The 14,524-nt window shown below is 69.8% G+C and carries 12 protein-coding genes and 1 pseudogene; 9 read left to right on the top strand and 4 right to left on the bottom strand.

Annotated elements, in window-relative coordinates:
• Nucleotides 1-97 precede the first annotated feature (97 nt).
• The 3 genes from sucC (at nucleotide 98) to ACRAWC_RS17645 (ending at nucleotide 3,697) form a co-directional block, all read left to right on the top strand.
• Nucleotides 98-1,261 carry an ADP-forming succinate--CoA ligase subunit beta gene (gene sucC, locus ACRAWC_RS17635; protein ID WP_431348882.1) on the top strand — a complete coding sequence of 388 codons (1,164 nt, stop codon included), beginning with the start codon at nucleotides 98-100 and terminating at the stop codon, nucleotides 1,259-1,261.
• Between the two features lie 18 nt (nucleotides 1,262-1,279).
• Nucleotides 1,280-2,167, top strand: a complete 888-nt coding sequence (sucD, locus tag ACRAWC_RS17640) for a succinate--CoA ligase subunit alpha (protein WP_115697861.1) — start codon at nucleotides 1,280-1,282, stop codon at nucleotides 2,165-2,167.
• Nucleotides 2,168-2,281: 114 nt separating this feature from the next.
• Nucleotides 2,282-3,697 carry a hypothetical protein gene (locus ACRAWC_RS17645; protein ID WP_431348883.1) on the top strand — a complete coding sequence of 472 codons (1,416 nt, stop codon included), beginning with the start codon at nucleotides 2,282-2,284 and terminating at the stop codon, nucleotides 3,695-3,697.
• 63 nt (nucleotides 3,698-3,760) lie between these two features.
• Here ACRAWC_RS17645 and ACRAWC_RS17650 read toward each other — a convergent pair whose 3' ends face one another.
• From ACRAWC_RS17650 to ACRAWC_RS17660, 3 genes are read right to left on the bottom strand one after another with little or no spacing between them, the layout of a single operon-like run.
• Nucleotides 3,761-4,810, bottom strand: coding sequence for a hypothetical protein (locus ACRAWC_RS17650; protein WP_431348884.1), 1,050 nt, complete (start codon nucleotides 4,808-4,810; stop codon nucleotides 3,761-3,763).
• A gap of 19 nt (nucleotides 4,811-4,829) precedes the next feature.
• Nucleotides 4,830-5,474 carry an ABC transporter ATP-binding protein gene (locus ACRAWC_RS17655; protein WP_431348885.1) on the bottom strand — a complete coding sequence of 215 codons (645 nt, stop codon included), beginning with the start codon at nucleotides 5,472-5,474 and terminating at the stop codon, nucleotides 4,830-4,832.
• Nucleotides 5,471-6,430 carry a peptidoglycan-binding protein gene (locus ACRAWC_RS17660; RefSeq protein WP_431348886.1) on the bottom strand — a complete coding sequence of 320 codons (960 nt, stop codon included), beginning with the start codon at nucleotides 6,428-6,430 and terminating at the stop codon, nucleotides 5,471-5,473. Before ACRAWC_RS17660 ends, ACRAWC_RS17655 begins: the two co-directional genes overlap by 4 nt.
• Here ACRAWC_RS17660 and ACRAWC_RS17665 point away from each other — a divergent pair.
• Entirely contained in the window at nucleotides 6,429-6,704 is a 276-nt protein-coding gene (locus ACRAWC_RS17665) for a hypothetical protein (protein WP_431348887.1), read from the top strand. The genes ACRAWC_RS17660 and ACRAWC_RS17665 overlap by 2 nt on opposite strands.
• Before the next feature lie 27 nt (nucleotides 6,705-6,731).
• Here ACRAWC_RS17665 and ACRAWC_RS17670 read toward each other — a convergent pair whose 3' ends face one another.
• The gene (locus ACRAWC_RS17670) at nucleotides 6,732-7,322 is read right to left on the bottom strand and encodes a hypothetical protein (protein WP_431348888.1); all 591 of its coding nucleotides are present in this window, start codon (nucleotides 7,320-7,322) and stop codon (nucleotides 6,732-6,734) included.
• Between the two features lie 694 nt (nucleotides 7,323-8,016).
• Between ACRAWC_RS17670 and ACRAWC_RS17675 the strand changes: the two genes are divergently transcribed.
• From ACRAWC_RS17675 to ddaH, 5 genes and pseudogenes are all read left to right on the top strand, one after another.
• Nucleotides 8,017-9,285 (top strand): cell division protein PerM, encoded by a 1,269-nt coding sequence (locus ACRAWC_RS17675; protein ID WP_431348889.1) that lies wholly within the window; start codon nucleotides 8,017-8,019, stop codon nucleotides 9,283-9,285.
• 58 nt (nucleotides 9,286-9,343) lie between these two features.
• A complete protein-coding gene (gene purN, locus ACRAWC_RS17680; RefSeq protein WP_431348890.1) occupies nucleotides 9,344-9,937 on the top strand; it encodes a phosphoribosylglycinamide formyltransferase in 594 nt (197 codons plus the stop codon).
• Nucleotides 9,934-11,513 (top strand): annotated as a pseudogene (purH, locus tag ACRAWC_RS17685) (bifunctional phosphoribosylaminoimidazolecarboxamide formyltransferase/IMP cyclohydrolase). Before purN ends, purH begins: the two are co-directional and overlap by 4 nt.
• Before the next feature lie 120 nt (nucleotides 11,514-11,633).
• Nucleotides 11,634-12,689 (top strand): Glu/Leu/Phe/Val dehydrogenase dimerization domain-containing protein, encoded by a 1,056-nt coding sequence (locus ACRAWC_RS17690; protein WP_431348891.1) that lies wholly within the window; start codon nucleotides 11,634-11,636, stop codon nucleotides 12,687-12,689.
• Nucleotides 12,690-12,797: 108 nt separating this feature from the next.
• Nucleotides 12,798-14,000 carry a dimethylargininase gene (ddaH, locus tag ACRAWC_RS17695; RefSeq protein ID WP_431348892.1) on the top strand — a complete coding sequence of 401 codons (1,203 nt, stop codon included), beginning with the start codon at nucleotides 12,798-12,800 and terminating at the stop codon, nucleotides 13,998-14,000.
• Nucleotides 14,001-14,524 lie beyond the last annotated feature (524 nt).

Below are 14,524 nucleotides of genomic sequence, written 5' to 3' on the forward strand. Positions count from 1 at the left end.
AATTTATCTCGGCGTCGAGCTATTCTCCCGCCGGACCGCCCAGGAGATAACCGCCGGAGCGCCACGAGCGCGCCGGACATCAGCGGATTGGATAACCGTGGATCTATTCGAGTACCAGGCCAGAGACCTGTTTGAGAAGTACGGCGTCCCGGTCCTTCCGGGCATTGTCGCGGACACTCCGGAGGAGGTCCGTGCGGCCGCGGAGAAGCTGGGCGGCGTCACCGTCGTCAAGGCGCAGGTCAAGGTCGGGGGCCGTGGCAAGGCGGGCGGCGTGAAGGTCGCCAAGACGCCGGACGACGCCGAGGAGGCCGCCAAGGCCATCCTGGGCCTGGACATCAAGGGCCACGTGGTCCGCCGGGTCATGGTCGCCGGCGGCGCGCGCATCGCCCGCGAGTTCTACTTCTCGGTGCTCCTGGACCGGGCCAACCGCTCCTACCTGTCGCTGACAAGCGTCGAGGGCGGAATGGAGATCGAGCAGCTCGCGGTCGAGAAGCCCGAGGCGCTCGCGCGCATCGAGGTCGACCCGCGCGGCGGCATCGACACCGCGAAGGCCACCGAGATCGCCAAGGCCGCGGGCTTTCCCGACGACCTGGTCGCGAAGGTCGCCGACGTGTTCGTCAAGCTCTACGACGTCTACACCGGCGAGGACGCGACCCTGGTCGAGGTCAACCCGCTGGTGCTGACCGAGGAGGGCGACATCATCGCCCTCGACGGCAAGGTCACCCTCGACGAGAATGCGGACTTCCGTCACGCCGACCACGAGGCGCTCGAAGACGCGGAAGCCGCAGACCCCCTGGAGGCCAAGGCCAAGAAGGCCGGCCTCAACTACGTCAAGCTCGACGGTCAGGTCGGCATCATCGGCAACGGCGCGGGCCTGGTCATGTCCACCCTCGACGTCGTCGCCTACGCGGGCGAGAAGCACAAGGGCGTCAAGCCGGCGAACTTCCTCGACATCGGCGGCGGCGCGTCCGCCGAGGTCATGGCGGCCGGCCTCGACGTCATCCTCAACGACCCGCAGGTCGAGAGCGTCTTCGTCAACGTCTTCGGCGGCATCACCGCCTGCGACGCGGTCGCGAACGGCATCGTGAAGGCACTGGAGATCCTCGGCGACGAGGCGAACAAGCCCCTGGTCGTGCGTCTCGACGGCAACAAGGTCGAGGAGGGCCGCCGCATCCTCAACGAGGCGAACCACCCGTTGGTCACCCTCGCACTCACCATGGACGAAGGCGCCGACAAGGCCGCCGAGCTGGCCGCGAAGTAAGCAAGGACGAATCAGAGAATGTCTATCTTCCTCAACAAGGACTCCAAGGTCATCGTCCAGGGCATCACCGGCGGCGAGGGCACCAAGCACACCGCGCTCATGCTGAAGGCGGGCACCCAGGTCGTCGGCGGCGTCAACGCCCGCAAGGCCGGCACCACCGTGACCCACGGCGACGTCGAGCTCCCCGTCTTCGGCACGGTCGTGGAGGCCATCGAGAAGACCGGCGCGGACGTCTCGATCATCTTCGTGCCGCCGGCGTTCGCCAAGGACGCGATGGTGGAGGCCATCGACGCCGAGATCCCGCTGCTCGTCGTCATCACCGAGGGCATCCCGGTGCAGGACTCGGCCGAGGCCTGGGCGTATGCCAAGGAGAAGGGCAACAAGACCCGGATCATCGGCCCGAACTGCCCCGGCATCATCACCCCGGGTGAGTCGCTCGTCGGCATCACCCCGGCGACCATCACCGGCAAGGGCCCGATCGGCCTGGTCTCCAAGTCCGGCACGCTGACCTACCAGATGATGTACGAGCTGCGCGACCTGGGCTTCTCGACCGCCATCGGCATCGGCGGCGACCCGGTCATCGGCACCACCCACATCGACGCGCTCGCCGCGTTCGAGGCCGACCCGGAGACCAAGGCGATCGTCATGATCGGCGAGATCGGCGGCGACGCCGAGGAGCGCGCGGCCGACTTCATCAAGGCCAACGTGACCAAGCCGGTCGTCGGTTACGTGGCCGGCTTCACCGCGCCCGAGGGCAAGACGATGGGCCACGCCGGTGCGATCGTGTCCGGCTCGGCCGGCACGGCGCAGGCGAAAAAGGAGGCGTTGGAGGCTGCGGGCGTGAAGGTCGGCAAGACCCCGTCCGAGACCGCCGCGCTGCTGCGCGAGGTCTACGCGGCGCTGTAACGGCACCGCTCGAATCCGCCGATCGGGGCCGGACTCCTCCACGGAGTCCGGCCCCGATCCGTTTCTCCACAACCGGGATCGGGGCCTGCCCGCCGCCGGTACGGCGGCGCTACAGTGAGCACCACCGTCCGGGAGGGGGATGCGATGCCACGTCTGACGAACGCCGAGCTGGAGCGTCGTATCGCGGCGCTCGAAGCCGAGAACGCGACGCTCAGGGGCCGGCTGGACCCGAACTCCACCGAGCCGCTGCCGGACCTCGCACCCGCGCCGGAACCCACGCACAAGCGCGGCTGGGGGTGGACCCTGCTCGCCGTCGTGCTGATCGTGATCGGCGCGATCCTCGCCCCCGTCGCGGTGGTGGCCTCCTGGGCGAAGGTGCAGCTCACCGATACGGACGCGTTCGTCGCCACCTACGCGCCGCTCGCGAACGACCCGGGCGTCCAGGCCTACGTCACCGACGAGACCGTCAAAGTCATCCAGCAGCACGTCGACATCCCGCAGCTCACCTCGCAGGTGATCGACGGCATCACCGGCCTGGGCACCGGGCCCGTGGCGACGAAGGCGCTCGACGCCCTCAAGGCGCCGCTCGCGCAGGGCATCGTGTCGCTGATCCAGACCACCGTCGGCCGGTTCGTGGCCTCCGACGCGTTCGCACAGGTGTGGCAGGACGCCCTGCGGGTCAGTCACACCCAGCTCGTCGCGACGATGCAGGGCAATCCGCAGGCGGCGATCGCGATCGGCAAGGACGGTTCGGTCGGGATCCAGCTCGGACCCATCATCGACAAGGTCAAACAGCGCCTGGTCGATCAGGGCATCACCTTCGCGTCCCGCATCCCGACGATCGACAAGACGATCACCGTCGCCCAGAACTCGTCCATCCCCACCATCCAGGTCTTCTACAACCTCGCTCTCGTCGCAGGCGCGTGGCTGCCCTGGGTCTCGATCGGCCTGCTCGCGCTCGGCGTGATCGTGGCCCGTCGCCGCGCCCTCGCCCTGATCGGAGCCGCGTCGGCGCTGGCCATCGCGATGATCGTCGTGGTGTCCGCCATCGCGATCGGCCAGATCGTGTTCATCGCTTCGGCGTCCCCCGGCCTGGTGCCGGCGGGAGTGGCGACGACCCTGTACACGACCGTCTCGACGGCGATGAAGGACACCGGCGTCGCCGTGCTCGTGCTGGCGATCGTCGTCGCCCTGGTCGGCTGGTACTCGGGGCCGTTCGGGGTGCCGCGCAAGCTGCGCGGCTTCTTCGGCTCCGGGGTGACCTGGGCGCGGGAGTCGGCCGAGCGCCACGGGATCACCACCGGCCGGGTGGGGGCGTGGCTGTACGCCCAGCGGGTGCTGCTGCGGGCCGCGGTCGCGGTCATCGCGGCGGCGGTCGTCCTGTTCGTGCGCCCGCTGACGCCGTCGCTCATCATCTGGACGCTGGTGATCGCGGCGGTCGTCATCGCCATCCTGGAGCTCGTCCAGCGGCCGGTCATCACCGTCCCGGAGAACGCCGACGACGACACCGAGGTGATGACCGTCTCCTGAGCCCCGAAGTGTCTGCGGGGTGCCTCGGAGAGGATCAGGGCTCCGGACGTCGGAGTCCGTTGGTCAGCGCGCTTTGAACAGCGCGAACAGGTCGCTTTCCCGAACTGTGGAGGCCGCCGCAGCGACGCCCAGCACAAACATCGCCACCGCGGTCCCGGCTGGGAGCGCCAGCACAGGAAGCAGCGTGCCCATATCGATCTGCAGGAGGAGCGCGACCGCGACGGAGACCAGGGCCGCCACCGCCGACGCGGGGAGGCCGACCAGCGTGGCCTCGGCCAGCATCGTCCCCATGACGAAGGCGCGACTGGCGCCGGCGTGAAGCGAACCGGCGAGCTCCAGACGGCGGCCGCGGGAGTACGCGACGCCGAGGACCAGCGCGCCGGCGGCAGCGAGGGCTGGTGTGTACCGGGTTGCGCGCTCGGCGAAGGCCTCCACGCCCGTGAAAACCTGCCCGGCCACCGGATTCAGCGGGTCGAGCGAGGTCTCCTTCGAGGACGCATCGGGTGACAGCGCCGTCAGCAGGAGCGGGTCGCGATCGCGGGTGGCCGGCCAGGTGTCCGCCCAGCACTCCGATGCGCTGCCCGTCGGCGCGACGATCGAGATGAGAGCAGACGAGAGCCGGGCCTCGCCGCCTTCGCGCGGGCCGGGCGCGAACGTCCCGAGGACGGTCACGGGACCGTCTCGCGCCATGAGGACAGTGCCGCGATCCGCGCCGAGTTCGGCCGCGAACGTCGTAGCGAGGTACACCCCTCCGGCTCCGGTGTCGGTGATCCCCAGGCGCGCGGCGAGTCCAGGGCTGATTTCGTAGACCGGGAGTGTGCTGGATCCGGCTTCGAGCAACGAGATGGACTCTCCTTGTGCGAGCGAGCCGGAGGCCGCGAACCCGGCCGCTGTCGGGAGCCTCTCGCAGAGGTCGCGGTCGATCGCGGCGGGCGACGAGAGTACCCGTGTCGCGCCGCCCGCTGCTCGAAAGGCGTCGGCCTGGCGTTCCAGTCCGGCGATCATCACCGCGTCGAGGAGCGCACTCGCGACGATCAGGGACGCGAGGACTGCCCCGTGAATGAACGAACGCAGCGGACTGGTCGCGACGTTTCGTCGGCTCTCGCCGGCCATGGACCGGAAGGGGTGAGCCTCACGACGGTTCGACGTCCGACGCGCCGGGTGTCCGATCGAGCTTCAATCGATGGCTGCACGCGGCGACAGTGTCCGGGTCGTGGGTGGCGACGACGACGATTGCGCCGATGCGGGCGAGCGAGCGGAGGATGCCGTTGATTGTCGAGGCATTGGCGCGGTCCAGCTGTGCGGTCGGCTCGTCGACCAGCAGGAGGTCGGGGCCGGCGGCGATCGCTCGGCACAGCATGAGCCGCTGGGCTTCCCCGCCCGAGAGTTGAGAGAAGGTGCGATCGGCGAGAGCGCGGAGGCCGAGCTCGCCGAGGATGCGCTCCGCCCGCCCGACGGCCTCCGCCCGAGCGGCGCCGCGCGCGATGAGCGGGTAGACCACGTGATCGATCGCGGTTCGGCGCGCCTGGCCATGCGGGTTCTGGAATACCCAGCCGGTGCTGTCGATTCCGACGCGGTTGATCCTCCCGGCTGTCGGCGCCTCCCAGCCGGCGAGGAGCGAGAGGAACGTCGACTTGCCCGACCCGGACGGCCCGGTCACGGCCCAGACCTCACCGGGCGACATCGTCGAGGTGAGGCCCTGGAAGATCGGCACGCCACGGGTGAAGGCGTGTCCGACGTCGTCGACCTCCAATCGCGCGCCGCTGCCCGTGCTCACCCGCAGTCTTTCGCCGTCACCGCGGACCCGATCCGGATCCGGTCGGGAATGTCGCTGTAGAAGACGACATAGGACGTTCCGAGCCGGCTCGCCGCGATCCGCACCGCGGTCGTCTCCCCGCTTTCGAGCTGTACGCACCGGGCGTCCGCCACACCTATGACGGCGCCGGGCGGCACGGAGACGACGCGAAGCGGGGCGACGAGTCGCGTCGAGACAGTCAACGCGGTGTCCTTGGGCTTCGCGGCGTTCGCCAGGTATTCGGGCGACGCGGCGACCGCGTCGAGGTTGGCGCGGTCCTCGATGACACCGCTTTCGGGCATCCCGAACTCGTGGGCTCCGAGTCGGATCGTGCGGTCGCCCGGGACAAGCGCGGTCGTCTCTCCGGCGACGAGGGCGAGTGAGCGCAGCATGCCGGGCACCTCTGCGAAGGGACTGCCGGTGTCGTAGCGCTCGCCGACGGTGACCTCGCAGGACGACACCGCTACCGAGGGTGCGGGGAGCCACGCGACCGTAGAGATCCGGAGCGAGCCGTCGGCTGGTGTCACCCCGGTGCGACGCTGGAGGTCCTTGAGGGCGTCTCGGACGGCGGCGCTGTATGGGCCTTCGGCGTCCACGTCGAACCCGAGCCCGCGGAGCGCATGCCGTAGAGCGGCGATGTCGGTTCCTTCATCGCCGGGAACGAGGTCGCGGAAGAGGGGTGTGCTGCTCGCGAGCGCCACGACCGGCGCCGCGTCGACGTGCGCGATCACGTCCCCGCTTCGGATCGTCCCGCCGGAGACGCACCCGGAGCCTGTCACCATCCCGTTCGTGTTCAGGGCGATGGGGGCGGTGCGGTCGACGGTGGCGGTCAGGCCCATGGAGCGCTCGTCCCGGAACTCGATCTCCGTGAGGCCGAGTGTGCTCGGAAGGGCCGACGGCTGGAGCCCCTCGGGTGCGGACGGGGCGAATGCGAGCATGGAGGACGACGCCGCCGGCCAGCCCGACGAGAGCCGTGGCGACAGGGAGCAGGATTCGGCGGATCACTCGGGCAACCCGATGACCATGCTGTACGGGGAGGCGTCATTGGCCTCGCCGGCTTGCGAATGGTCGCTAAGAAGGTCCGGATCGGCATGCAAGACGCCGTCGGGCTCGTCGATCGCCGTGAACGACGACGCGGTCTTCCTGGCCTCCCCGCTCCGCGTGAAGCGCACGCCGTCGTCGCGACGAGCCGGGGTCGCGTGCCGACGATAGCTGCCGGTCGTGTAAAAGCGGTATTCGTCATTCCCCGAATCCGATCACGATGTGCGCTGTGAACAGGCACATCTGCACCCTCTCGTCTTTGACGTCGAAAGGGAGGGCGTCGTAGTCGTCGTGCCCGGGTCCGAACGCCGACTCGAAGTCGTCGCGACCGAACGAAGAAGGTGCGAGCTTCTCGCGGTGAAGGCACGCCGCGCCTGCGGCCGCGGTGTCGCGGAGGAGCCCAGGATTGCCCTGTTGCACCACATAGAGCTCGTCGATGACGACGATCGTGGAACGTGCGCACGTGTAGTCCAACTCGACCAGACGTTCAACCGAGAATTCATCGTCCGGCTTCGGCGGAGTCTCGTGAATGACTCCATTGGGGAACCGGAGTTCTTCGGTTTCGACCCCGTGCTGGGCCATGCATTCACGATAGCGGTCGTGCGCTTCCTCATAATCGCTCTGTGAAATCGTTCCGCGATCCAACGCGCGCTCGAGCACCTGCGTCTCGAAGTCTGTCACTTGGCCGGTGAGTTTCTCGCTGATGAGAGCAGCGAACGAGTCAGCCAGTTTGTCCCCAGCCGCGTGCTGCGAGGAGCAGCCGCCGATGAGCGCGGCGAACGCGACCATTGCGATCGCGGAGGCGATTCGCGTCAGAGAGGGAGTCATGTGTGCTTTCGGAGTGGAGCCGTGAATGGGACACGGAGACGGGTTCGTGCAAGCGAGTTCTCCGTCTCCGTCTCCGTCTCGTGGAGGTCAGCTCGAAACGATCAGCTTGCCGTCGCGGAAGAACTGGGCCTTGTGGGTCATGTTGAATCCGTTGACCACCGCGAGCGTCGAGCTTGACGAGCGTGCGCCCCACTTCTAGTCGTTGCCGAGCACTGCGTACGCCTGCATCATCCCGTCGCTCGCTGTGTTGGACGTCGCCCCCGCGTACGCCTCTACCCACGACGACGACACGTAGTGCCAAATCGCCGCGTTCGCCGGCACTGCCGTGCCGACGGCGAGGCCGACCGACGCAGCGACAGCGATGGCGCCAGCGGCGACGCGGGAGCGGATGGTACGTGTTTTTTCATGGCCATAGCCAAACAGAGAAGATAGTAAAATTCAAGACGTATAGACGCAAGATGTTTATCTCACCAGTCTAGTCAGAGCGGCCGCGAGTGTTTGCGGGCAGGAACGCTGTGCGAGTATCGGCCGTCGGCATCCACGCCGAAACCGGGCCCGCGGGGTGCGTGCCCCAGCGATGAAACCATGACCGTCTCCAGAGCCCCGAAGTGTCTGCGGGGTGGGCGACCGCCCGGCGGGTAGGCTCCATCCGGTCATGAATCGCACAACCGTCGCCCTGCTCGCCGCGCTCGAGGCGGTCATCGTCGCGGCGATCGGGCTCGCGGTCTGCCTCGTCCCGCTCACCGTGCTGTGGGCGGCGCAATATCATCTCGCCGGCGACTTCGCGATCGTCTGGCGGGCGACGGCGGACATCTGGCTGATCGGGCACGGCGTCGACCTCACCGTGACGCTGGACCCGCAGCTCGTCGGATCCCTGGGCCTCCCGGCCGCCGCCGCGCCGTTCCAGGTGACGATCGCACTCCTGGGATTCGCCGCGCTCACCGCCGGGCTCGGAGTGCGCACGGGGCTGCGTGCGGCCGAGACGCCGTACCGCTCGACCGGCGCCGTCTCCGCCATCGCAGTGTTCTTCCTGATCTCCGTCGTGGTCACGGCGACCGGAGGCAGCGAGCTCGTGCAGCCGTCGCTCTGGCGGGGCTTCGTGCTCCCCACCTTCGTCTACGCGCTCGGCATCGGGATCGGCTTCGTGTTCGCGGCGCTCCGCGGCGTGCGGGAGCCGTCCACCGACCACGCCGACGGGGCGCGCGACGACCGCTCGGCGCCGGGCCGGGGCGCCCCCGCGCCGGTCGCCGTCGCGGCCCGCTCCCGGGTCGCCGCCGTCCCCGCCCCGGTCCGCACCGCGGTCCTCGGGGCCCTGCGCGCCGGGAGCGCCGCGACCGCCATCGTCATCGGCCTGTCCGCGTTGCTCCTGACGCTTCTCATCTTCGGCAACTACGGCGCGATCATCGGGCTTTACGAGCAGCTGCAGACCGGTGTCGCCGGCGGCATCGCCCTGACCATCGCCCAGCTCGCGTTCCTCCCGAACCTCGTCGTCTGGCTGATGTCCTGGCTGGTCGGGCCCGGGTTCGCCATCGGTACGGGGTCCACGGTCAGCCCGATCGGCACCGCGCTCGGCCCGCTTCCGGGCGTCCCGCTCTTCGGCGTCATCCCGGCGCACGGCTACACCTTCGGTCTGGCGGGTGTGATCGTGCCCCTGCTGGCGGGCTTCCTCGCCGCCGCCCTGCTGCGCGGCACGAGGAGGGCCCAGACGGACGGGGCATTGGCGCTCGTTCTCACCGCGCTCGGCATCGGCGTCGTCGCGGGAATCGAGCTGGGCCTCCTGGCCTGGTGGTCCTCCGGAGCCCTCGGCCCCGGACGTCTCCACGATGTCGGACCGAACCCGTGGCTGGTCGGCGCGCTCGCGGCGGGGGAGGTGGCGGTCGCCGCCGTCATCGGCCTGCTGGCGGGAGCCCGCATCCGGCGCTGAGCGCCGAGCACGCCATCGCCGGTCGGAGCGCGCCTCCCCGGATGGGTAGGCTGGTCGCGTGCTCTCGATCGTCGTGCTGATCTCCGGTGGTGGCTCCAATCTGCGTGCGCTGCTGGAGGCCGCCTCCGACGCCGAGTTCCCGGCCCGTGTCGTCGCGGTGGGAGCCGACCGGGAGGCCGACGGGCTCGACCACGCCGAGGAGTTCGGCATCCCGTCGTTCACGGTGCCCTACACGTCCTACGACAGCCGGGAGGAGTGGGGCGACGCCCTGCTGGAGCAGATCCGGCTGTGGGAGCCCGACCTGGTCATCCTGTCCGGCTTCATGCGCCTGCTGCCCCCGCGCGTCGTCGACGGCCTCTCGCCGCACCTGATCAACACCCACCCGGCCTACCTGCCCGAGTTCCCCGGCGCGCACGGCGTCCGGGACGCGCTCGCCGCCGGCGCCACCCAGACCGGCGCCAGCCTGATCGTGGTCGACAACGGCGTCGACGCCGGCCCCGTGATCAGCCAGCAACGCGTCCCGATCGTGCCGGGCGACACCGAGGCCAGCCTGCACGAACGCATCAAACCCGTGGAGCGACGGCTGCTGATCGACGCCGTCCTCGACATCGCCAACGGACACATCGACCTCAAGGAGCTCTCCCGAGTATGAGCGGACCCCGCCACGACGCCAGCCTCTACCGCGAACGGGACGTCGTCCCGATCCGCCGCGCACTGATCTCGGTCAGCGACAAGACCGGCCTGCTCGACCTCGCCGCGACGCTGGCAGAGGCCGGCGTCGAGATCGTGTCGACGGGCTCCACCGCGCAGACCATCCGCGACGCTGGCCACGCCGTGACCGATGTCGCGAGCGTCACCGGGTTCCCGGAGTCTCTCGACGGCCGGGTGAAGACGCTGCACCCCGCCATCCACTCGGGCCTGCTGGCCGACCTGCGGCTCGCCTCGCACGAGGAGCAACTGAAGGATCTCGGCATCGAGCCGTTCGAGCTCGTCGTCGTCAACCTCTACCCGTTCGTGGAGACTGTCGCTTCGGGCGCGGTCGGCAACGACGTGGTGGAGCAGATCGACATCGGCGGCCCGGCGATGGTGCGCGCGTCGGCCAAGAACCACGCCAACGTCGCGATCGTCGTCTCGCCGGAGGACTATGCCGAGGTCGCGAAGGCGGTCGCCGCAGGCGGGACGAGCTTCGACCAGCGCCGCGGGCTGGCTGCGAAGGCGTTCGCGCACACGGCCTCCTACGACGGTGCCGTCGCGGCGTGGTTCGCGGGGAGGCGCCCTCCACCGCCGATTTCGCCGAGCGGTTCGAGGTGCGCGCCGAGCTGAAGCAGACCCTCCGTTACGGTGAGAACTCCCACCAGGCCGCGGCGCTGTACGCCGACCCCGCCGGCCGCGGCATCGCCCAGGCGACGCAGCTCGGCGGCAAAGAGATGTCGTACAACAACTACGTGGACGCCGACGCGGCGCTGCGCAGCGCGTACGACTTCACCGAGCCGGCCGTTGCGATCATCAAGCACGCCAACCCGTGCGGCATCGCGGTCTCCGACGACATCGCGGACGCCCACCGCAAGGCGCACGAGTGCGACCCGGTGTCGGCGTACGGCGGCGTGATCGCGGCGAACCGCACGGTGACGCTCGCGATGGCCGAGACGGTGAAGGGCATCTTCACCGAGGTGCTCATCGCCCCGGACTTCGAGCCGGAGGCGCTGGAGCTGCTGCAGACCAAGAAGAACCTCCGCATCCTCCGCCTGCCCGAGGGCTACGCGCGGTCGGCGACCGAGTTCCGCCAGCTCTCCGGCGGCGTGCTGGTGCAGGACGCCGACCGCTTCGATGCGTTCGACTCCAGCGGCTGGACGCTGGTCTCCGGCGAGGAGGCCGACGCCGCAACGCGCGCCGACCTCGAGTTCGCCTGGAAGGCGTGCCGTGCGGTCAAGTCGAACGCCATTCTGCTCGCCAAGGACGGCGCCTCCGTCGGCGTCGGCATGGGCCAGGTCAACAGGGTGGACTCCTGCAACCTCGCCGTCAGTCGTGCGGGCGATCGGGCCGCGGGCTCGGTGGCGGCCTCGGACGCGTTCTTCCCGTTCGCGGACGGCCCGGAGATCCTGATCGCCGCGGGCGTGTCCGCGATCGTGCAGCCGGGCGGCTCGATCCGCGACGAGGACGTCATCGACGCGGCGAAGGCGGCTGGAGTGACGATGTACTTCACCGGAGAACGCCACTTCTTCCACTGAGACCGTGACCACTCCACCGGGCCTGGGCTCGGCGGATTGCATCGCCCCGCGGGGTCGCGGAGAATAGACGACGGTCCACAAGACCCTCAGCATTCACCGCGATCCCACGAGGAGACACCGATGTCCGTCCTGCCCACCGACCTTCCGCATGAAACACTGCACGTGGTGAAGGGGAGGCGCAGCGGCCTCACCATCAGCATCGCGGTGCACTCCACCGTCCTCGGCCCCGCTCTCGGCGGCTGCCGCGTGTGGAACTACGACTCCTGGCAGGAGGCCGTCGCCGACTCCCTGCGCCTGGCCGAGGGGATGACGTTCAAGAACGCCGCCGCCGGCCTCAATCGTGGCGGTGGCAAGGCCGTCGTCTACCTGCCGCGCGGCCACCAGCTCAGCCCGACCGAGCGCTACGAGGTCATGCTCGACCTCGGCGACGCCGTCGAGAGCCTGGGCGGCAGCTACATGACCGCGGAGGATGTCGGCACGAGCGCCGAGGACATGTCCGTCGTCGCGACCCGCACCGCCAACGTGTGCGGCCTCCCGCCCGCGGAGGGCGGCGTCGGCGAGCCGAGCGACGCGACCGCCGCCGGCGTCTACGCCGGGCTGCTCGCAACTCTGGAGCGCGTGACCGGCAGCCGCGACGTCGCCGGCCGCCGGGTCACCGTGCTCGGCCTCGGCCACGTGGGCTCGATCATCGCCATGCGGCTCGCCAGCGAGGGCGCCGTGCTCACCGTCACCGACGTCAACCCGGCCAAGCGCGCCCTCGCGGACGCCCTCGGGGCGACCTGGGTGGAGCCGGACGAGGCGCACCGCGTGGAGGGCGACCTGTTCGTCCCGGCCGGCGTCGGCGGCGTCCTGACGGACACCGTGATCGACGAGCTGCGCGTCAAGGCGGTCGTCGGTCCGGCGAACAACCAGCTCGCCGAGCGCTCCGGCGCCGAGCGCCTCGCCGCCCGCGGCATCCTGTGGGCGCCCGACTTCGTCGTCAACGCCGGCGGCGTCATCTTCCTCGCCATGATGAACGAGGACGAGCCGTCGGCCGAGGCCACGCGCCAGCGCGTCGAGGCCATCGGCGACATCGTGGCGCGCGTCTTCGACGTCGCCGCCGAGCGCGGGATCACCACGCTGGCGGCCGCCGACGAGATCGCGCTGGCGCGCCTGCGGGAGCCCGCGCACGCGTGAGTTCCTCCCGCGTCCCGCTATCGGCCGCCGTGGCCGATAGCGGGACGCCTGCCCGCCGCCGACGTATGCCAGCATTCGCATAGGGAGCGGTCGGATAGGCTCGTTCGCATGACTTCCTCCTGGGCCCGCCGGCTCGTCGCCTCCATCGTGTCCGCCGTCGCCGTGGCCGCCATCGGCCTGGTGGTCGCGACGCTCGTGCTGCTGGTGGCGAACCAGCTCAACTCCGCCGTGCTCGGGAGCATCACGCCCTACGTGGCCTGGAACGCGCTCGCCGCGTTCGTCCTCGCCGCGATCGCGGCCCTGCTGGGCGCGTACGACCGTCGCTGGATCGCGGTGGTCGCGGGGATCCTGGTCGGCCTCATCAGCGCGGCGATCGGCACGCTCGTGCTGTTCTCGACGCTGAACGTCACGCTCACAGGCCAGGCGTGGGGCCAGATCGCGTCGTCGTTCATCGGGATCAACCTCCCGTTCTGGCTCGCCGTCGCCATCGCGTTCCCGACCGCCGGTTTCGCCGTGTTCGGCGCCATCGAGTCGCAGGGTGCCCCGACCTCCCGCAAGATCGCGCTCGTGCGCATCCCCGCAGGCAACCTCAGCGAGGGCCTCATCACCCACATCGAGCGCGAGGCCGTCGACAGCGAGCTCGCCGACAAGCAGTGGGACGACTACGTCGCGGCGCTCTCCGCCGCGGGCTGGCAGACCGTGGAGGTCGCCAGCGCCGACCAGTTGGCCGACTCCGTGTTCGTGGAGGACACGGCCGTGGTCTTCGGCGACACCGCCGTGATCACCCGCCCGGGCGCCGACTCGCGTCGCCCGGAGATCGCCGGCACCGAGGCCGCGCTGCGGGCGCAGGGTCTCCGACTGGAGCGCATCGAGGAGCCGGGCACGCTCGACGGCGGCGACGTCCTGAAGGTGGGCGACACCGTCTACGTCGGTCGTGGCGGCCGCACCAACGCGGAGGGCATCCGCCAGCTGCGCGCGCTCGCCGCCCCGCTCGGCTATACCGTGGTCGCGGTGCCGGTCACCAAGGCGCTGCACCTGAAGACCGCTGTCACCGCCCTCCCGGACGGCACCGTGATCGGGTACGAGCCGATCGTGGACGACCCGCGGATCTTCCAGCGCTTCCTGCCGGTCCCGGAGGCGCACGGCACCGCCGTCGTCGTCCTCGACGACCAGACGGTGCTGATGTCGTCGTCCGCGCCCGGCTCGGTCGCGCTGGTGGAGGACCTCGGTTACACGGTGATCCAGGTCGACATCTCGGAGTTCGAGAAGCTCGAGGGCTGCGTCACCTGCCTCTCGATCCGCATCCGCTGAGGCGGAGCGGCACTCAACATTCAGCACGAATCGCGGCAATAGCGCCGCGATTCGCGACATTCGGCACGAATCGCCACGATGCGATTCGTGCCGAATGTCGACTTCGGTGGCGCGGGAGGCCACATTCGGCACGAATCGTGGCGGATCGGAAACTCGCTCTTGCGCTCTGAGAGATCCTGGGAATATTCTGTAGGGCTGCCTTGTCGCAGCACTCGGAAGACGCATCGGGCTAGGGGAGGTCGCCATGACAACGACGGAGAACACACGAACCGTGATCGTGTTCGGGCTCGTCGCCGCCGCGTACGCGTCCCCGGAGCCGGCCCCCGCCTGGTAGGTCCCAGGCAGGTACGCGCTTCCGGCTGACTGTCGCCGGCACCCGCCCAGGGCAACCGCACGGGGCATCCGTGGCCCTTGCACGTCACGCTCTCGTAGACGCATTCCTTCGGCGACCTCTCAGCACGCCTCACCGGGTCGGAGCCGACCCCGCACCCCACCAAGAAGACAAGAAACGCACGAAGAGAAAA

The organism is Leifsonia sp. L25, from assembly GCF_050632895.1.